This window comes from Marinococcus luteus, from assembly GCF_034497705.1.
GTDB lineage: Bacteria > Bacillota > Bacilli > Bacillales > Marinococcaceae > Marinococcus > Marinococcus luteus_A.
On record NZ_JAXRUV010000001.1, the window covers coordinates 767,486 to 785,483 of the forward strand.

Below are 17,998 nucleotides of genomic sequence, written 5' to 3' on the forward strand. Positions count from 1 at the left end.
TACTATGAATTAAGAATAACTTCTATATATTTTTCCATTCTTCGTTTATTTTTTCTCGGTTTCTTATGATTTTTTCAGTTTTTTTATCACGTGTAACTATTTGAGACATTTGAATGCTTTGTTTTGTAAATGCGATTAATTGAGGATAGTTAAAAGCAGCAGGATTTCCTTGAGTTGTTACTATTTTTAATGCATTACCACCTGTAGCAACAGCATGGGCGGTAAATAAAAGCTTTTGTAAACGTGCCTTATTCTGTATATCGTTTAAATCTTTTGAATAAGAAAGGGTAAAAGGATCATCTTTTTCTAAAGTAAGTTTATAGTAAATCCTTGTGCATATCTCTACAATGCCTGGTACGATTCCCATTGAGATAAAATGTCGCAAGTCATAGCCTTTTAAATACATATAGCGCGAGATATCTGCCAGTGTTCTATCTTTTTCGCCGAATTCACCAAATTGAAGTAGTTGAGTCAATCCCCACCCAGGAGCAGGAATGCCCATTGGTGTACAAATATCAGACAAAATATGGCTCATCCATAAAAGTGGAGCAAATAACATATCTTTTAAAGATGAATCTTGAAATTTATCAATAGGAATGAGATGAATGGCACCTTTTTCATCTATAAAAGTGATTCGTCCATTTACTATATCTAAAAGTCCGAATAATAAGCCAAAAAAAGGATCGTGACCTAAAGACATTAAGCGATGAGTTTTAGGATAAAAACCAGAAACTTCTCTTTCATAGTTATTAAATCCATTTTTAGTACTCGCATCGAAACTTACTTTGCTCTTCTTTTCAATTTTTGATAAAAAATCATTTAATTGGCCATCTTCATTCACACCTATAGACCGTAACCGCTCAGTAAGACCACCTCCTTTCTGTGTATACTTACCTAAATAGGTTACGTCTTTGGGGATTTTAACAAATAAAATGTCTGCTAATGACGCTATAGCGCCTATTATAGTGGCTACAATGTAATCCAACTTAGTCAGTTTAGGAAGTAAATCGAAATTGCTGTGTACTTCTTTTTCAACCCTTTTCTGAATCTCTTCTGATTGTTCAAAAAAATACTGATTAGAATATAATTTCAAGGGTTCCTTAGGAAAATCATTGGACTTTGAAATAAAATAAGGATCCATTTCAGAAAGTCTTTGTTCTAAGTCTTTTAATTGGGCAGCTTGTTCTTCTAAGTCCTGGTCAACTTTATTCATGTTATTTGATACCTTGCTTGTAGAAGTCTGAATATCAGTTAGATCTTTACTAAAATCAATAACCCTCTTTTTAGTCATTTATTACCTCACCTCCTTATTTTAAACTGCTTTGTTATGACTGGCATATGCAGTCTGAGAGTGTTTTAAAGATTGTTCAAGATATTTAATTGATTTAGTTAACTGTTTGATGCGTTCTTTATTATCATTTTCTTTTAACTCTAATTCTATTAAATCTTCTTTTAATCGTTCTATAACTTGTTTTTGCCCTTTAATCATTTCTTGTGCAAATCGCATATCTTTCTGGCTTGATAGTATTATTTCTTTCATTATAACTTCTAATTTAGCTCCTTCACGAAGAGCAAATTCAGATGACTTTGTAAGCACCGTTGCTAATGTTCCCCCACTTAACGCTCCAAAAATACCTCCTCCCCCGACTACAACAGCAATTCCACCCGCCATGCCAAGCCCCCCAGCAGCGACAGCTCCTCCACCAATAGCCGCTAATCCTGCATTTGTGGCAGCAGCCCCAAATAAACCAGCAGGTGCAGCGAGGGCGCCTATGAATGGAGTAGCAAATCCAGCTGTTATTACCATTAAAATGGCCCCTAAACCAGCCCCAGTAAAAAACTTCTTCTGAACACCAGACAATGAGTTTACAGCTTTTTTAAAAGATTTTTGATATCTAGCTACAAATTCTTCCTCAACATCTAGTAAATTTGAAAAATATCTTATGTGCTTTTCTTGTTTTTTGAAGTTCATTGATTTCTTTTCTAAAAAGCTGAATTTTGTTTCGTCATTGCTTTTTTTATTATCTGAAGTTTTTTCTACCAAAGAGAAATAAGGAGCGAACAAAGACAATTCAAGCATGATCAAATATAATGGGGTTCTCATTTGACCTGCTTCTTTTGATATTTCTAAGCATTTTTTTGTTAATAATTCCTTGTCTTTAAAGAGAGTCGTTTCTCTATTAGATTTAGAAAGAAGATCATGTATGCCTTGCTCCCACAATGTAAGCCACTTTTTTTTCTTAGTAGCGGTATTGCTATTTTTCTCATCTTCAATATCATTAACGATCAAATACCTTTGTATACTAAACATTAAAAGCGTTTGTTCTGAGTTTAACCCGAATTTTTCCATTAAATTCATAAAATCTCTCCTTTAAGTTATATAATTACTTTATTTAACATCTTTATAAACATTTTATCTTAGAAAATGATGGAAGTATAGATAACAAATGAGTCTTTATAATCGTTAAAGTGCTTTTTAATCCTTTACTTCCTGGAATACTTACTTCGTTACTCTATATTATCTTCTCTACGATTTTAGAGAGAATTAGAGTAGTAGGCCATGGTAGGTTTATTTTTAGAAAGATAATGGAAAACACCCCGTTTTCAATGTTAAAAACGGGGTGTTTTAGTTCGTGTCAAGAAGTTAAGGGTTTTAGACTGATTTACTGTTTCTTCGTTGTTTATAAGAGATAGAGCAATCAAAATAAATTGTAAATAAATTTCCATATTTTCACCTACATAGAATCATGGATCGATCTTCAATTGCAGACTTTTGTATGAGAATCGACCATTTGAAGAAAGCTATATTTATAAGGAGGTATCATGAATGCAAGAGTACTGGATACGCCAAGGGGAAACACTATTACACTGCCTCGATAGCCACATAAAGGACGAGGGCGGCGCCGTTCCCTTATTGATTAGTCCGGGGTTGTCCGAACCAGCCGAAAATTATATGGAGACGATCCACGCCCTATGGCCCCAGCGTTGTATCGTTTTAGCTCATCGGGGGAGAGGAAAAAGCAGTGCCCCCATGTCAGGCTATTCCCTGGAAGACCATGTGGAAGATATCAAGGCCGTTGTGCGGTTTTTTAATCTCCAAAATTTCTATTTGATGGGGTATTCACGCGGCGTATCCTATGCGTTAGGCTACGCCCTGGAGGAGACTTCTAAGTTGAAAGGACTTATTTTAGCTGAATATCCCGCTGTTCATAAACAAATGGGGCCAGGATGGGCTGATCAGTATTTACAAACATTTTGGGGAAACGAACGAGGGAGCAACCTCATGGCCGAACGTGTCGTGCGAGGCATCGAGCAAGAGGCCCAGCAGCACTCATTCGGGCCTATGCTTCATCAGATTCCCTGCCCAACGCTTATCTTACGAGGAACAGGAGAAGATTCTCTTCTATCCAAAGAAGAAGCTACAAGGTATCAAAACGAAATCAGGAATACGCAAGTAGTTGTATTTGAGCATACAGGTCATACATTAAAAGAATCGGAATTTGCTAAATTTATTCGGACTATTCGTGGGTATTTACAGGTGGAAAAGAAGACATAAAAATGGCTTTTCATTTTTAGAATATTTAAAGACAATTGGTACATTGATTTTCTATTTGCAATTAAATTGGGAAGACTAGTAGTGATGATCTAAAATTAGAATATGGTTATAGAATTTTTAATAAAAAAGGAGGCAGTAAATGATAGATTCCAAAAAGTCTCTCGATTATCAAAAACAAATTGCATTGTCTGTTCAAGATATTACAAAAGCCCAGCGAGAGTTACTGAGAAATCTTTTAAGCAAAAAAAATGAAGGTTCCATGGAAATATCGGCATCCTATATTTACAGAAGAAATGCGGAGGCGGAAAGGAATGCGAATAAAAAAAGCACAAGAGAGAAGTTAAATGCATTACGAAACCAAACAAGAAAATTCACACCAGAAGAATTGCTCGAATTTAAGACAAGTATAAATAAAGAAAACACTAGCCTCAAAAATAGAGCTGGTATTTATATCATTCATAACGGCACTAAGGACATGTATTATGTGGGACAAGCTAAAAGAATGTTTAATCGAGCCAGGCAGCATTTTAGCTATAATCCAACTGATAAAAGTGCACGAAAAAACACAAATGAGCTTCTGAACCTTCCGGAAATCTATATTGATTATTATTCTAAAAATCAATTCTGTATTAGCTTCATTCCCTTGGAAGATACACCATTTTCCTCGCTTAATGAATTAGAAGATAACGCTATTAGAGCTTATAACTCAAAAGTTCCTACTGGTTACAATAGAATTTCGGGTAACTTAATGGATAAATCTATTTTTCAGAACGATAATCAACAACAAGCAGCAGAACTACTATTAGAAAACATAAAAAAAACGGAGGTTTTTTGGGACCTTACGAATGATAAAAAGAGAAAAAAGTATACTTACCTTCTATTTATGGAATTAGTACTACCTTTTGATGCAGGCTTTTTCGTTAATTTCATCAAATTGATGCGAACTTATCGAAAAGAAAATCATGCATACTATTTCAAAAATGAATGACATGCTTATCTTATTAGTTTTCGTTTTAATTTTAAGAGTTAAGGCGCGTACTAGCATATAGCTTTGGCTTGTTTTTGAATGACTACTGCTACTAATTGTCATTATGTTAGTGAAAGGGCACTAGACAAGGAATAGAGATTTTCAAAGTTATTTTATGGATAAATGAAATAAGTTCAATATACTAAACTTGTTTTCTACTTTATGTCTCAAAACACGAAGTTATCTTTATTATTGAAGCAATATATCATTAACTTCCGATAATAATGGTTATGGTAATTAACCCAATAAGTAATTTAAGAAGCTTAGAGTAAAGTTTTTCAGACTACTTATTATTTTCGAAAATTTAATCCTCCTGAACGTTTTCTGCAAGCTGTAAAATTGTTTTCTAACATACCATAGATCCCCCATAGCTGCTAGTCTATTAGCAAACATAGGTAAATAAGCCTATAAAAATGAAAAAATATATGTGGAAATAGCCAATGTAAAAACTTCCATTAGGTTAAAAATTATGTTTATTTAATTGATTCTTTTTAAACATTCTAGAGCCTCTTTAGAGTGGTTTTTATTCCTGCTTTTTTGATCAGGTAACAATTGCTCCGTAACTGCACTTTTTTCATTAGTATCTCAAAATTTTGACGCTATTTTCTTTATCTTTTGCCTTAAAGTACTGCAATCAAAGCAAAAAAGTTTATTAATTATTCTCTCTCTGTAAATATGTGCGGAGTACACGAACAAACTTATAGAATTCTGTTTCTTTTAAGGTATGCCCTGCCTGTTTATCTTGTCGACATTTTCTTCCCGTTTTGCAGTATAAATCCGAATGGGATGTGGATCATTCCCTTCGCCCAATCGTATCTTATCTTTTCAAGCACCAAAAACAGCTGTTGAAAATGCAGGCGCTGCTCGTCTCCGACAATGTAATACGATTGATCGAACCCGTACTGCTGATGCCGATAGATTGCCGCGGCCAGATCCCGCGTAGCGTAAAGCGTAGCCCCGTCGGATTTTCGAATCAGGCACGGCGGCAGCTGATGGTCACTCAAATCGACTACCTCTGCTCCTTCGGATGTTTCCAGCAGCTCCTTCTCTTGAATCAGCTGCGCCACACCCTCCATCCGATCGTTATAAAAGGCTTCGCCCTGATACGTATCAAACTCTATACCCAATAGATTATAAATCTTTGAAAATTCCTACAAGGATTCGTACCGGAACCAACGCCAGAGTCGGGCTGCTTCTTCGTCCCCCTGCTCAAGCTTTCGGAACCATTGACGTGCCTCTTCTTCCAGATACGGCTCCGTCTCCGCTTTTTCATGAAACAGCACATACAAATCCAGCAGCTCTTTAATCGTATTCTGCTGTACCTGATCCTCCGCTCCCCAGCGCATATAAGCCACAATTAATTTCCCGAACTGTGTTCCCCAGTCACCCACATGGTTAATTTTAACCGGGGTGTATCCACACTTTTGGACAATGTTTGCCATAGCATTACCGATCACCGTCGAGCGTAAATGCCCCATGGAAAAGGGCTTCGCAATATTGGGTGACGAAAAATCCAACGTAATGGTCTTCCCTCTGCCCCATGCATGCGTACCGTAATTCGTTCCTTCTTGTTGAATGCGCTGAAGAAGCTGATGGCTAACGGCTGCTTTGTCTAAAAACCCATTCACATATGGTCCATCTGCCACCACTTGTTCAAATAAAGGACTGTTGATGCTGTCGGCTAGCTGAGCAGCGATCTCTCTCGGGCTGGTTCGGAAATGCCGAGCCAGCACAAAACAGGGAAATGCCAGATCACCCTGTCTATCATATTTTGGATGTTCAATTAACGCCTTGACCTCCTCCATATTCAATACATCCTGAATATGCGGGATAATGGCTTTGGCATAATGCTTTTCATCTTCCATCATTTGCTTTTCCTCCTAATTATGGCATAAAAAATCCCGCCTCTGTTTAGAGACGAGATATAACCCGCGGTACCACTCCGATTGTTCCAAAGAACCTTCTTGCCCATTGATAACGAAATGACCCGACGGTTCCTACTTGGTTTCAGACCGTTCCTCCGAAGTGCGTTTCATCATGCACCATCTCCCAGGCTTCCACCGTGCCTGAGTCGCTGCAAACAGGCCGCATCATTACTCTCTTCTTCCCCGGATATGATTTATTAATGATGAAGTATATACGTGAAAGATGGAAAAATCAACCTTATAATTACAAAAATGGTTTTCAAGGCTGTAGTTTTTCCATAAATTGTTATTTTTAATAGCAATCATAGTATACAAAATTATTACCCAATAAAACATATTCACGAAAGGACGAAAGCTCATGTAGGCAGCTCATCTTTCCCATATAAAAACTAAATACAGTGGGTGATACGATGAGCAGCACACGTTCGTTCTTTTTGTTGTTGAGTAATCAGTCTATCGCCAGTGCCGGCGATATTTTTTATCTTGTAAGTATCATCAGTGTCGTTTATGAACGCACCTCTTCCGTGTTTCTCGTTTCTCTTATCCCTTTTATCAATACAATTTCCCAGTTTCTTGGCGGCCTGTTCGCTCCTTTGATACTGGAAAAAGGGAAACTGAGATCGATTTTAGCTTCGGCGTCTATCGGCAAAGGGCTGCTGTTGCTGACCCTCCCCGTGCTTCTCCTGACAGCTATCGGGTCTTCATTTTTAATTTGGGCGTTGACCATTGTAGGCCTGATTGCCATATTGGACAGCTGGATTACGCCAGCCCGGAACGCTTCTCTTCCGAGAATCGTCCCCCGGCACTCCCTGGTTCGGGCAAACAGCCTGATGTCCGTTTCGGACCAAACGATTCAATTGGCCGGGTGGCCTGCGGGTGCTCTATTCATCGTACTGTTTCCACCAGGTGCGGTACTTATAGGCACCTCCCTTACTTTTATGATCGTTCCTTTACTGCTTCTTGGTGTTCGTATTGAGGGCAGCGACGCTTCTTTTCAAACCTCGTCGGTCCCATCGATGGCAGAAACCCTTCAATCGGGATGGAAGTATGTATGGAAGCATCGTCCGCTGCGTACCATGTTTATTGTCGATGGCATCACTTCTTTAACTGGAGCCATCTGGATCGCCGCGTTATTGTATGTATATGTTGCCAATGTGCTTCAGGAAAGTTTGTCGTGGTGGGGATACATCAATGCTTCTTTTTTCGCCGGTCTGATGATTGGCGGCATGCTCTGTTTCCGGTTTGAAAAAGCTCTACAGGCTAAAGCCCGGTATTTTTTAATCGGCAGTTCCTTTTGTGTTGCAGGGTTTACCTTTTGGTTCGCGTTTCCAGCTTCCAGCGCTTCCGCCCTGCTCATTTCCCTTTTGATTGGTATTCCGACGCAGGTTCAGGAAGTTACGCAGATTTCTCTGATTCAATCCCATACAGAAGAAAAGCAGCCGGCAAAGGTATTTTCTGCCAGAGACGTTATTTTGACCAGCTTTTTTGGCCTGTCTTCATTAATGGTTGGAGGACTGGCGGAAACAGCGGGAGTGCGCAGCGTTTTCATCGTTGCTTCCCTTCTTTTGGCTATCAGCGGTCTGATGTATATACAGAACCGAAGAATATTATCGGTGTCTGCCGAAGAACAAAAGCTTTCAGCGTAAAGGACACTGAGACAATAATCATTTATAAATAAACAGCGGCGCTATCTTTTTAGAGGGCGCTGCTGTTTATTTATGCTTTTTTTACCGGCTTCTTTACTTAAGCTGATTTATGGAATTATACCAAGCCTATAAGAAAGCCATTCCGACGCCGAACCAAGTAAATTTAGTTGTTATTAAAAATTAACTTTGTTCTTAATAGCTAATAGCAAAGTAGTTTAATAGCGTGCCAAGATGTCTAGGTTCGTTTTAGGACGTGTTAAAAATAATTCATGACTTTTTGATACGCAATGGTGCTTTTTGGGTCAACATATACAATGAATAAAATATTCCCATATTTATTTGAGCAAAAATAGAATGGTGAGTCCATCGAAATTTTGTACAATTAATTGTACAATGAAGGAAAGGGGCTGATAACGATGACCGTCATGAATTACTCCAATGCGCGCAAAAACTTTAAAGGGCTGATCGATAAAGTTAACGATGACAAGGAAGCCATCACTATCACCACCAAAGATCACAACGCGGTGCTCATTTCCGAAGACGAATATAATCAATATCTTGAAACCATTTATCTTTTGAACAATCCGAGCAACGCCAAACATCTATCTGAATCCATCAATCAACTAAACCAGGAAGAAACCACGACTGTCGATATCGATGAGTAAGTTGAATGTCTTATTTACTCATAATGCGTTTCAGGACTACCAGTACTGGCAGACTAAAGATAAAAAAACGCTCAAACGCATTAATCAGTTGATTAAAAGCATTGAACGAGACGGTTCGTTGGACGGCATTGGGAAACCAGAGAAATTAAAAGGAAATTTAGCCGGATTTTACAGTCGCCGCATTGATATCGAGCATCGATTAGTGTATACCGTCGATGAACAGCAAAACAGTATTATTGCCTGCCGATATCATTATTAGATGAAGCTTGTTGAGAAATCTCCTTATAGCACATGCAAAAAAGCTTGCTGGTCCCTTCCAGGAAGCCTTTTTGTATGGCGAATAATTCTACCAAAAAGCGTACTTTTTGATAGGGATTTTAATAAAACATCCGACCTTCATGACAAGTCGACTGTTTTACTGGAAATGAAATATTAGTAGAAATATAGTATAGTGAATAAAATTTTTAAAATTTGCTCATTTATTTTTCAGCTAATATTTTGTTTCCCCATTCATCATCGCCAACCAAACTTGTTTTTCTGTATAACTAACTATTTCCTGGATCACAGGCACTGACAACCCTTGACGACCACTTACATCAAAAACGGCTTGACGTAGAGATTCCTCTTCGGTTGGAGACTCTTGTTGGTTCCAAGACCTCCGCCATTCTTTCCATATTTGATACTCCATCGCATGTAACCCATACCAAGCCTGATAAACTTCTTCCGCTATATACGGAAGTCGGGCAGCAACCGTGGTTACGCATACATATTCCCTAATTAGCATATGTCCCTCCTTGCTAGCATTTAAAATTAATTACACGTCGGAAGTAAAAGTTTGGAAAAAGGAAAGTTTTTATTCGATTTTTTCATTCTATGCACTTAAAAAAAAAAAGAAATGAAGTTAACCATTAGTTTAATATATTAATTGGCCAACTCCATCTCTATTTGAGATAAATATTTAAAGAATTACACGAGACCTTTCATCATCCCGTGCCAGTACATCGCAGGCAAACCGTATTTTTTCATCAGGAACATCGAATATCGTTCCTTGCTCTGATCGATCGGGAAAGTTTCTGATGGTATATTTCCATATTTGAATTCTGCCATGATCAACGATGAATAGCCCGTTACGACCGGGCACGATGTATAACCGTCATATTGTTTCCATGGCTGCTTGTTGTTCATTAGGGCGAGTACATTCCCCACTACCGTCGGCGCCTGTTTCCTAACCGCAGCTCCAGTCTTGGACGTAGGTGCACTGCATACATCGCCCAAGCTGAAGACATTCGCATAGGTATTATGACGAAGCGTATACGCATTCACGTCTACCCACCCATTGTCATCTGCCAATGGACTCTTGGCAACAAAATCCGGAGAACTCATGTAGGGCACCGCATGCAGCATGTCATAAGAGACCGTTTCTTTTTCTTTGGTATTAATATCCTGAAAGGTGGCTTTTCGATTTTCTCCATCGATATGAACCAAGTTTTTTTGGAAATGGGTATGAATGTCTCGATCTTCGATGATTTTATTCAATACCTTTGTATACTTTTCAACCGAGAATATGCTCGGGTTCGCTGAATAAAATGACACGTTGGTCAGGTCGCGGACCCCCTGCTTCCGAAAAGCTTCTTCTGCCAGATACATGATTTTTTGAGGGGCACCACCGCATTTAACGGCCGATTGTGGATAGGAGAAGACGGCGTCCCCACCTCGAAAATCACGAATACATTCCCACGTGTACTGGACATGCTCATAGGAATAGTTGCTGCAGACCCCATTTTTCCCCAGGTTTTCTTCCAATCCCTCAATTTTATCCCAGTCAAGCTGTATTCCCGGGCATACTACCAGGTACTTATAATGCATGATAGAGCCGTCCTCCAGCTGAATCGTGTTTTCTTCTGGTTGAAAGCTTTCCGTCCGTTGCTGATACCAGGTGACTCCTTTAGGAATAAGCGATGCTTCGCTCCGTTCCGACTTGCTTTTATCAAAAATTCCTGCCCCAACCAATGTCCATAACGGCTGATAATAGTGCTTGTCCGCTGGATCAACAATCGCTACATCAATTCCTTTCGCCTGTCGTTTTAACTGGGCAGCGACCGTTATACCCGCTGTTCCTCCCCCAACAATGACGACTTGATGAAATTGTTCCATAGATACGTCCTCCTTTAAAAATACATGTAAGGATAAGGTACATATATCCCTTACATGTATTATACCCCATGATGTATATAGAACAACCCTAAATTGGCATCGCTTTTTAATTATGAATTCAACATTTAAATAAATTCTATTATTCCTTATATGACAATGTTTCTAACCCATCGTCATAGCAGTATTTGTAAATCCTCAGTATCCTTATCAATATGCTTATATACCCGTACCCGTAATGTTAACATTCAATGACAATTCTGTTGAAAGCATAAATTGAAATTTTAAATGTGATATATATTGGGTGTAGATTTTCTTTGAACCATTATTAATAATTTGCAAAAAAGGAGAAGATCCAAGCATGGAACAACAAGAACAACAAACACAAGCCCAGGGCCTTCCGCGTATTGGGGAGCAGGCACCTGTTTTCGATGCGGTAACGACGCACGGAAATATCTCGCTGAACGACTATTCCGGGCAATGGCTCGTCCTCTTTTCCCATCCGGCAGACTTTACGCCAGTGTGCACTTCGGAATTTGTTGCTTTTCAAGGTGTATACGGCCGATTGAAAGAAATGAACACCGAATTGCTGGGGCTCAGCATTGACAGCGTAAGTTCGCACATCGCATGGGTCCGCAACATCGAAGAAAATTTCCAGACCAGGATTGAATTTCCGATCATTGCAGATCTGGATCAGAAGGTCGCTACCCAGTATGGTATGGTCATGCCGGAATCCACGGGCACGGAAACGTCCCGGGCAGTCTTTGTCATTGATGACAACCAAAAAATTCGGGCTGTGATTTACTATCCTCTCTCCACCGGACGGAACATGGAAGAAATTGTCCGTCTCGTCGAAGCGCTGCGCACCACGGATGAGCATGGCGTTTCCACTCCGGCAAACTGGAACTCCGGAGACAAAGCCATCGTGAGCCCGCCAAAGACTAAAGAAGAAGCGCAGGAGCGGATGAACAGCGATGAATACGACTGCGTGGATTGGTACTACTGCCAAAAAGCAATCAAATAAGGAAGAGGCTCCCGGCGATGTCAGCCGGGGGTCTTTGCCTCATTTCAAGGAGGTCCTCAACATGGGAGACAACCAGGAAAAAAAGCTGGCCATTGTAGCCTTTATCGCTGCTTCGTTATTTTTACTTTCATTAATTGGACGGCTATTTTCATAGCTGATCTTCAGGGGGGATACAATGATTGATTACGATCCGGCCACTTACAGCCGTATTTTGACAGGATTAACACTAGGATTTCATATTATTTTCGCCACCATTGGTGTTGGAGTGCCATTAATGATTGCCCTCGCCGAATGGACCGGCCTTCGGAAACGGGATCCCCACTATACCCTGCTCGCCCGGCGATGGGCCCGGGGATTTGTGATCACCGTCGCAGTCGGAGTGGTAACCGGGACATCGATTGGTTTACAGCTGAGTCTTCTTTGGCCTAATTTTATGGAGCTTGCCGGCCAGACAATTTCTCTGCCGTTATTCTTGGAAACCTTCGCCTTTTTCTTTGAGGCTATATTTTTAGGCATTTATTTATATACATGGGATCGATTCAAATCGGGTTGGCGGCATTTTTTACTCGTCGTACCTGTGGTGATCGGTGCCTCGTTATCGGCTTTTTTTATTACTACCGTGAATTCTTTTATGAATCAGCCGCAGGGCTTCGAACTGGTGAACGGGGTGATCACCGATATCAATCCACTGGTAGCGATGTTCAACCCTGCCACCCCAACGAAAACGGCTCATGTGATCATCACCTGTTATCTGGCATCTGCTTTTGTGCTAGGGGCCATTGCGGCCACCAAAATGATTCGGGGCAATCGCCACGCTTATCATAAAAAAGCCCTCCATCTGACTATGGTTTCCGCTTTCGTGTTCGCAGCAGCTACGGCTGCTATAGGCGATTTGTCCGGCAAATATCTGGCGGAATATCAGCCGGAGAAGTTAGCCGCTGCCGAATGGCACTTTGAAACGGAAGAGCAGGCGCCGCTGATTGTCGGTGGGTTTTTAGGAGACAACCAGGAGGTCAACGGGGCGCTGGAAATCCCCTACGCTCTTAGTATTTTGGCCCATAGCAATCCCAACGAAGAAGTCATTGGCTTAAATGAATTCCCGCAGGCTGACACCCCACCGTTATATATTCATTACTTATTTGACGGCATGGTAGGCATCGGCATCTATTTGCTGGCAATTTCTTTTATGTATTTACTCATTCGGCGGGTAAAGCCGGCCTGGCAATATAATAAATGGCTGATGCGCGGCATCGTTGCCGGCGGCCCGTTAGGCATTTTAGCCATTGAATTCGGGTGGGTATTCGCCGAGGTCGGACGTCAGCCCTGGATTTTGTACCAGATCATGCGTACACCGGAAGGAGCGACCACAGCCGACCATGTGGATATCATGCTTTACCTGTTCATTGCCCTGTATATTGCCCTCGGTGTGACCGCCACGGTGGTACTCCGCCGAATGTTTAAAGAAAATCCAGCCGCTCATGAACTCGAACAGCGGTACGGGGACAGGGGGGATGACACATGAACCTGGAAATCCTTGGCATGGGCGTACTTTGGCTGTTTTTGTATGGCTACATGATCGTCAGTTCGATTGATTTTGGTGCCGGTTTTTTTCACTTTTTTAATAAGATTTCCCGGAAGGACCATCAGGTCAATTCGCTCATCCAGCGCTATTTGTCTCCCGTATGGGAAGTCACCAATGTCTTTTTCGTGTTTTTCTTTGTCGGCATCGTTGGTTTTTTTCCGTCGACCGCCTACTATTTTGGCACCGCCTTACTGGTCCCGGTCAGTATATCAATCGTACTGATTGCGATTCGCGGGTCGTATTACGCCTTTAATACGTATGGCGCCAAAGATAGCCGCATCTATTCATTTTTGTACGGGGCGACGGGTCTGTTAATCCCGGCTTCGCTGACCATTGCCCTCACCATTTCCGAAGGCGGCTACGTAGATGTTTCCAACGGGCAGGTGCGCCTGTTATACAGCGAATTGTTTACCAGTCTGTATGCCTGGAGTGTCGTGATTTTAGCGATTATCAGCGTGCTGTTTATCTCTTCGGCGTTTCTGCAGTACTATGCCCACAAAGCGGGCGATGATACCTCGTACCGGTTATTTCGCCGGTATACGCTGCTGTGGTCCCTGCCGACGATCCTTGCCAGCGGCCTCGTCTTTATCGGGATTCGTCAGCACAACCCGGAGCACTTTTCCAGTATGCTAGATATATGGTGGATGTTTGTCCTGTCATTCTTATTTTTTGGTTTGGTCGTGTACCTCAGCTATCAGGAAAAGCGATTAGGAACAGCTTTTGTGTTTGTCATGCTGCAATTTTTCAGTGCGTGGTTCGGCTACGGCGCCTCGCATCTGCCTTGGCTTTTGTATGATGAGTTGACCATTTATGATGGTTTCGTTAACCAGACGATGGCCTGGTCGCTGATCGCTGCGTTTATTGCCGGCTTCTTATTACTCATTCCCTCGCTGTATTTGCTCATGCGGTTATTTTTATTTGATGCCGCCTACATTCGCGGAGAAAGGAAGTAACGTATGGAATTTTTTCTAGTTATGATTGCTCCCCATTTGATTTTGGCTGGCGCTGTTTTCGGCGTGTTTGCCTGGTTTGGCCGTCGGCCTACATCGGAAGAGAAGAAATAGAAAGAAAGCGAAAGCATGATCGTCTCGTTTTCCCGTTAGATTGCTGTCAGCAGTGCGTTTGTCGTAGGTGTCAGCGCTGGCATTGTTGGGGCGGCAGATGCCTTTATTCTCGTGCCCATCATATTGGTGGTTTTAAAAATTCCGACCCGGGTCACCATGGCAACATCGCTCGCCGTCACCCTTGTTTCTCCCATCAGAATCAGTGCCAGAAAGCTGATCACCGGCCAAGTTCCCTTCTTGCCAGCTACCGTCCATACTGCGGCGTCGCTGCTTGCCGCTCCCCTGGGCCAATACAGTCAGGCATGTTCAGGCTAAATGGTTAAAGCGCGCACTTGCGGTGCTCCTTCTGAGAGTCGCCGTAGAAATGTGGATCCAGATGCTAATCTAGAAAATACATCTATGTTATTTTTTTGTCAGGATTGGCTCCAGATCTTCTGCCTGTTGCCAATAGATGTCCAACATATCTTTTTGTTGATGATTGGTCGCTTCCACCAAGCGGTAGGCCTGTTTCATTTGCTCCTTCTGTGCTTCGCGAGACGTCGCTCCGGCTGTAAGATGCTCCAGAATAAACGCAGCCCAGGCATTTTGCGAATGGCGTGTGGCGGTGGAACGTTTCCACCAGAATATCACGCCTCCCAGGCCAAAAATCAGGAACCATTTCTTCAGGCGATAGCGACGGTTAATACGCTGTGTAAGTGCTTGGCATCAGGATTTAACTTCTTTCTGTCTAACATGAACATGAATGAGTCATTACGCTGTTAGCATACCTCGGCGTGTATCGATGCTACAACTATAACTTTTACCAAAAAGGTTGACACCCCTGACAAATTATTCTATAGTGTCTATATACCCTTATGGGTATATGAATTGACTATAAAGGGTGAGGTCCTCGTGGAATATACAGATCAAATGAAACACCGGATCAAACGGGTGGAAGGCCAGATCCGAGGCATCCTCCGCATGATAGAGGAAGAACAGGACTGTAAAGAACTTGTATCTCAAATGAACGCCGCCCGTACCGCCTTAGACCGTGCCACCGGCCTGGTTGTTGGTTCGAATCTCGAACAGTGCGTCCGGAAACAGACAAAAAACGCCGAAAATGATGAACAGTTAATTCAAGAAGCTGTCAATTTATTAGTAAAAAGCCGATAAAAAATTTTTATAACAAAAATACCTCTGCCTGTATATGTATATAAATTAAGGAGAGATTAGATGCCGGAAACTAAAAAACCACCATTGTATTATTCAGCGGTGACTACGACAAAGCGATGGCAGCTTATATTATCGCTAACGGCGCGGCCGCGTATGACCATGAGGTCACCATTTTTCATACCTTCTGGAGGTTAAATGCTCTCCGCAAGCCGGAAAAGCAGTCGATCGCTAAAAAAACTCGAAGCAATGTTTGAAAAAATGATGCCCCGCGGGGCCGACCGCATGGGCCTGTCCAATATGAACTTTCTTGGCATTGGACCAAAATTGATCAAGAAAGTCATGAAAAAACACAATGCCATGTCGCTGCCGGAGCTGATCGATATGGCCCGCGAACAAGACGTACGGCTGATTGGCTGTACGATGACCATAGATTTTCTTGGCCTGGATGAAAAAGAGCTTCGGGATGATATTGAATACGCCGGCGTGGCTGCCTATCTGGGTGAAGCTTCCGATGGGAACTTGAACCTGTTTATTTAAACCCTTCGTATAAGGAGGTGGGAAATTGTGCAGGCCCACCAGGTAGTGACGAAACGAAACTGTAGCAGCCTAATGCTTCTCATTCATGTCAAAACAGCCGTGCAGAAAATGAACCATGGCGACGTATTGGCTATCCCCTCACTCACACAGTCGCACATGATGCATGTGCGCCAATGGGTACAGCGGACAGGTCATCACTACCTTGGTGCGCGCCAATTTCAAGGACAATGGTGGTACTACGTAAAAAAAGCGCTACCATCCCAGGACCTATGGCCAACCTAAACAAGTGATGACAATTATACACATTAAAAGGAGCGATTACAGATGGAACCAAAAACAACCATTGATGCGAAGGGGCTTGCCTGCCCGCAGCCGATTCTGAAAACCAAAAAAGCGATCAAGGAAATGGACAGTGGCGAGGTGCTTGAGCTGCACGCGACCGACAAAGGCGCGCAGAGCGACTTAACGGCCTGGACCAAAGCCGGCGGCCACGAACTGCTCGACCACAGCGAAGACAATGGCGTCTATAAATTCTGGATTCAAAAAGGCTAACAATATCGTCACCCGGGGAAGTCTTGGATCTGCTTCCCTGCAAGGGAGGTTTTTCCATTGTCACTGCTGTTGATCGTCGTGATTTTCCTTCTTGGGTTTGTCGGTTCCTTTGTTTCCGGCATGGTCGGCATCGGCGGCTCGATCATCAAATACCCCATGCTGTTATACATCCCCCCGCTGCTCGGCGTGGCAGCTTTTTCCGCTCATGAAGTATCCGGGATCAGCGCCGTGCAGGTCTTTTTCGCCACCATTGGCGGCGTCTGGGCGTACCGGAAGGGCGGGTATCTGAACGGCCAGCTGATTCTGTATATGGGCAGCAGTATTCTGATCGGCAGCTTTATCGGCGCCTATGCCTCGAATTTCTTCAGCGAAGCTGGCGTCAACATGGTGTACGCCCTGCTTGCGACCATCGCCGTGGTCATGATGTTTGTACCGAAAAAAGGCCTGGACGACCAGGACCTTACACGGATTACGTTCCATAAGCCTCTCGCTGCTGGATTGTCCTTCGTGGTCGGGATCGGGTCAGGCATCGTCGGGGCCGCCGGCGCATTTATTCTCGTGCCCATCATGCTTGTCGTGTTAAAGATTCCGACTCGCATGACAATTGCGACCTCGCTTGCCGTCACCCTGATCTCGTCCATCGGGGCGACCGTTGGTAAAGTGGCGACCGGCCAGGTGCTGTACGGCCCGGCCCTGGTCATGATTGCCGCCAGCCTGATCGCAGCGCCGCTCGGGGCCAAAGCCGGCCAGAAGGTCAACACCAAGCTGCTGCAAAGTATATTGGCGGTCATCATTTTAGCTACCGCCATTCAAATATGGATTCAGATCTTCCGTGGCTAAATGTTTTGTGAAAATACCTATAATTGTATGGGAGAAGAACAATATTAAAAACAGAAAAACTTATAATTACAATAAAATTGTAGCACTAGCTTGAGAAATGAGGTGAAAAAATGACAGAAGAACAACGCATCAAAGAAGTCCAGCCAAAAGACGTTCAGCAGGAACTCGAACAAGGCAGCGGCGTCCAGGTGATTGATGTGCGCGAAGACGAGGAGCTCGATGAAGGACGCATTCCCGGGTCGGTTCATATCCCTCTCGGCACGATTCCTGACCGGAT

Annotated in this window: 19 protein-coding genes, 2 pseudogenes and 1 other annotated feature; of the genes and pseudogenes, 15 read left to right on the forward strand and 6 right to left on the reverse strand. The window is 42.6% G+C overall.

The annotated features are described in order from the left end of the window. Positions 1–22: 22 nt before the first annotated feature. Together Q9M42_RS03940 and Q9M42_RS03945 are read right to left on the reverse strand one after the other, a co-directional pair. Positions 23–1,291: a hypothetical protein gene (locus tag Q9M42_RS03940; RefSeq protein WP_322525217.1), complete on the reverse strand. Its 1,269-nt coding sequence runs from the start codon at positions 1,289–1,291 to the stop codon at positions 23–25. 21 nt (positions 1,292–1,312) lie between these two features. Further along, a complete protein-coding gene (locus tag Q9M42_RS03945) occupies positions 1,313–2,359 on the reverse strand; it encodes a hypothetical protein (protein ID WP_322525218.1) in 1,047 nt (348 codons plus the stop codon). Between the two features lie 468 nt (positions 2,360–2,827). Here Q9M42_RS03945 and Q9M42_RS03950 point away from each other — a divergent pair, with 468 nt between their 5' ends. Continuing rightward, a complete protein-coding gene (locus Q9M42_RS03950; RefSeq protein ID WP_322525219.1) occupies positions 2,828–3,556 on the forward strand; it encodes an alpha/beta fold hydrolase in 729 nt (242 codons plus the stop codon). Positions 3,557–3,695: 139 nt separating this feature from the next. Beyond that, the gene (locus Q9M42_RS03955; protein WP_322525220.1) at positions 3,696–4,544 is read left to right on the forward strand and encodes a GIY-YIG nuclease family protein; all 849 of its coding nucleotides are present in this window, start codon (positions 3,696–3,698) and stop codon (positions 4,542–4,544) included. Between the two features lie 776 nt (positions 4,545–5,320). On the opposite strand, the pseudogene argS reads toward Q9M42_RS03955, so the two are convergent. Beyond that, positions 5,321–6,451: pseudogene (argS, locus tag Q9M42_RS03960) on the reverse strand (arginine--tRNA ligase). 42 nt (positions 6,452–6,493) lie between these two features. After that, positions 6,494–6,701, reverse strand: a binding site (T-box leader). A 247-nt stretch (positions 6,702–6,948) separates the two neighbouring features. Here argS and Q9M42_RS03965 point away from each other — a divergent pair. The 3 genes from Q9M42_RS03965 (at position 6,949) to Q9M42_RS03975 (ending at position 9,078) form a co-directional block, all read left to right on the forward strand. After that, on the forward strand, positions 6,949–8,154 hold the full coding sequence (locus Q9M42_RS03965; protein ID WP_322525221.1) for an MFS transporter: 1,206 nt from the start codon (positions 6,949–6,951) through the stop codon (positions 8,152–8,154). Between the two features lie 416 nt (positions 8,155–8,570). Further along, positions 8,571–8,819 (forward strand): type II toxin-antitoxin system Phd/YefM family antitoxin, encoded by a 249-nt coding sequence (locus Q9M42_RS03970; protein WP_322525222.1) that lies wholly within the window; start codon positions 8,571–8,573, stop codon positions 8,817–8,819. Beyond that, positions 8,812–9,078 carry a Txe/YoeB family addiction module toxin gene (locus Q9M42_RS03975; RefSeq protein WP_322525223.1) on the forward strand — a complete coding sequence of 89 codons (267 nt, stop codon included), beginning with the start codon at positions 8,812–8,814 and terminating at the stop codon, positions 9,076–9,078. Before Q9M42_RS03970 ends, Q9M42_RS03975 begins: the two co-directional genes overlap by 8 nt. Positions 9,079–9,309: 231 nt before the next feature. Here the strand turns inward: Q9M42_RS03975 and Q9M42_RS03980 are convergent, their stop codons facing one another. Further along, a complete protein-coding gene (locus Q9M42_RS03980) occupies positions 9,310–9,603 on the reverse strand; it encodes a hypothetical protein (protein WP_322525224.1) in 294 nt (97 codons plus the stop codon). A gap of 182 nt (positions 9,604–9,785) precedes the next feature. Beyond that, positions 9,786–10,973 (reverse strand): NAD(P)/FAD-dependent oxidoreductase, encoded by a 1,188-nt coding sequence (locus Q9M42_RS03985; protein WP_322525225.1) that lies wholly within the window; start codon positions 10,971–10,973, stop codon positions 9,786–9,788. A gap of 358 nt (positions 10,974–11,331) precedes the next feature. Here Q9M42_RS03985 and Q9M42_RS03990 point away from each other — a divergent pair, with 358 nt between their 5' ends. From Q9M42_RS03990 to Q9M42_RS15520, 5 genes are all read left to right on the forward strand, one after another. Then, positions 11,332–11,994, forward strand: a complete 663-nt coding sequence (locus Q9M42_RS03990) for a peroxiredoxin (RefSeq protein WP_322525226.1) — start codon at positions 11,332–11,334, stop codon at positions 11,992–11,994. A gap of 175 nt (positions 11,995–12,169) precedes the next feature. Continuing rightward, positions 12,170–13,516, forward strand: coding sequence for a cytochrome ubiquinol oxidase subunit I (locus Q9M42_RS03995; RefSeq protein ID WP_322525227.1), 1,347 nt, complete (start codon positions 12,170–12,172; stop codon positions 13,514–13,516). Next, on the forward strand, positions 13,513–14,529 hold the full coding sequence (locus tag Q9M42_RS04000) for a cytochrome d ubiquinol oxidase subunit II (RefSeq protein WP_322525228.1): 1,017 nt from the start codon (positions 13,513–13,515) through the stop codon (positions 14,527–14,529). Before Q9M42_RS03995 ends, Q9M42_RS04000 begins: the two co-directional genes overlap by 4 nt. A 3-nt stretch (positions 14,530–14,532) precedes the next feature. Then, on the forward strand, positions 14,533–14,640 hold the full coding sequence (cydS, locus tag Q9M42_RS15565; protein ID WP_440972304.1) for a cytochrome bd oxidase small subunit CydS: 108 nt from the start codon (positions 14,533–14,535) through the stop codon (positions 14,638–14,640). Between the two features lie 111 nt (positions 14,641–14,751). Further along, on the forward strand, positions 14,752–14,955 hold the full coding sequence (locus Q9M42_RS15520; RefSeq protein WP_369698789.1) for a hypothetical protein: 204 nt from the start codon (positions 14,752–14,754) through the stop codon (positions 14,953–14,955). A gap of 87 nt (positions 14,956–15,042) precedes the next feature. Here the strand turns inward: Q9M42_RS15520 and Q9M42_RS04010 are convergent, their stop codons facing one another. Next, positions 15,043–15,270 (reverse strand): hypothetical protein, encoded by a 228-nt coding sequence (locus tag Q9M42_RS04010; protein ID WP_322525230.1) that lies wholly within the window; start codon positions 15,268–15,270, stop codon positions 15,043–15,045. Between the two features lie 261 nt (positions 15,271–15,531). Between Q9M42_RS04010 and Q9M42_RS04015 the strand changes: the two genes are divergently transcribed. The 5 genes and pseudogenes from Q9M42_RS04015 to Q9M42_RS15525 form a co-directional block, all read left to right on the forward strand. Continuing rightward, complete coding sequence (locus tag Q9M42_RS04015; RefSeq protein WP_322525231.1) at positions 15,532–15,792, forward strand: metal-sensitive transcriptional regulator; 261 nt, start codon at positions 15,532–15,534, stop codon at positions 15,790–15,792. A 116-nt stretch (positions 15,793–15,908) separates the two neighbouring features. After that, a pseudogene (locus Q9M42_RS04020) lies at positions 15,909–16,329 on the forward strand (DsrE/DsrF/DrsH-like family protein). A gap of 324 nt (positions 16,330–16,653) precedes the next feature. Then, entirely contained in the window at positions 16,654–16,881 is a 228-nt protein-coding gene (locus Q9M42_RS04025) for a sulfurtransferase TusA family protein (protein WP_322525232.1), read from the forward strand. Positions 16,882–16,962: 81 nt separating this feature from the next. Next, on the forward strand, positions 16,963–17,721 hold the full coding sequence (locus tag Q9M42_RS04030; protein ID WP_322525256.1) for a sulfite exporter TauE/SafE family protein: 759 nt from the start codon (positions 16,963–16,965) through the stop codon (positions 17,719–17,721). A gap of 110 nt (positions 17,722–17,831) precedes the next feature. After that, positions 17,832–17,998: rhodanese-like domain-containing protein (locus Q9M42_RS15525; RefSeq protein WP_369698791.1), on the forward strand; the 167-nt coding region annotated here is incomplete at its 3' end.

What these genes read in the sequence shown, in the direction of transcription:
- cydS (WP_440972304.1), top strand. Translation starts at nt 14,533, where the DNA reads ATGGAATTTTTTCTAGTTATGATTGCTCCCCATTTGATTTTGGCTGGC.
- Q9M42_RS03975 (WP_322525223.1), top strand. Translation starts at nt 8,812, where the DNA reads ATGAGTAAGTTGAATGTCTTATTTACTCATAATGCGTTTCAGGACTAC.
- Q9M42_RS04025 (WP_322525232.1), top strand. Translation starts at nt 16,654, where the DNA reads ATGGAACCAAAAACAACCATTGATGCGAAGGGGCTTGCCTGCCCGCAG.
- Q9M42_RS03990 (WP_322525226.1), top strand. Translation starts at nt 11,332, where the DNA reads ATGGAACAACAAGAACAACAAACACAAGCCCAGGGCCTTCCGCGTATT.
- Q9M42_RS03950 (WP_322525219.1), top strand. Translation starts at nt 2,828, where the DNA reads ATGCAAGAGTACTGGATACGCCAAGGGGAAACACTATTACACTGCCTC.
- Q9M42_RS03985 (WP_322525225.1), bottom strand. Translation starts at nt 10,973, where the DNA reads ATGGAACAATTTCATCAAGTCGTCATTGTTGGGGGAGGAACAGCGGGT.
- Q9M42_RS03955 (WP_322525220.1), top strand. Translation starts at nt 3,696, where the DNA reads ATGATAGATTCCAAAAAGTCTCTCGATTATCAAAAACAAATTGCATTG.
- Q9M42_RS03995 (WP_322525227.1), top strand. Translation starts at nt 12,170, where the DNA reads ATGATTGATTACGATCCGGCCACTTACAGCCGTATTTTGACAGGATTA.
- Q9M42_RS03940 (WP_322525217.1), bottom strand. Translation starts at nt 1,291, where the DNA reads ATGACTAAAAAGAGGGTTATTGATTTTAGTAAAGATCTAACTGATATT.
- Q9M42_RS03945 (WP_322525218.1), bottom strand. Translation starts at nt 2,359, where the DNA reads ATGAATTTAATGGAAAAATTCGGGTTAAACTCAGAACAAACGCTTTTA.
- Q9M42_RS04000 (WP_322525228.1), top strand. Translation starts at nt 13,513, where the DNA reads ATGAACCTGGAAATCCTTGGCATGGGCGTACTTTGGCTGTTTTTGTAT.
- Q9M42_RS03980 (WP_322525224.1), bottom strand. Translation starts at nt 9,603, where the DNA reads ATGCTAATTAGGGAATATGTATGCGTAACCACGGTTGCTGCCCGACTT.
- Q9M42_RS03970 (WP_322525222.1), top strand. Translation starts at nt 8,571, where the DNA reads ATGACCGTCATGAATTACTCCAATGCGCGCAAAAACTTTAAAGGGCTG.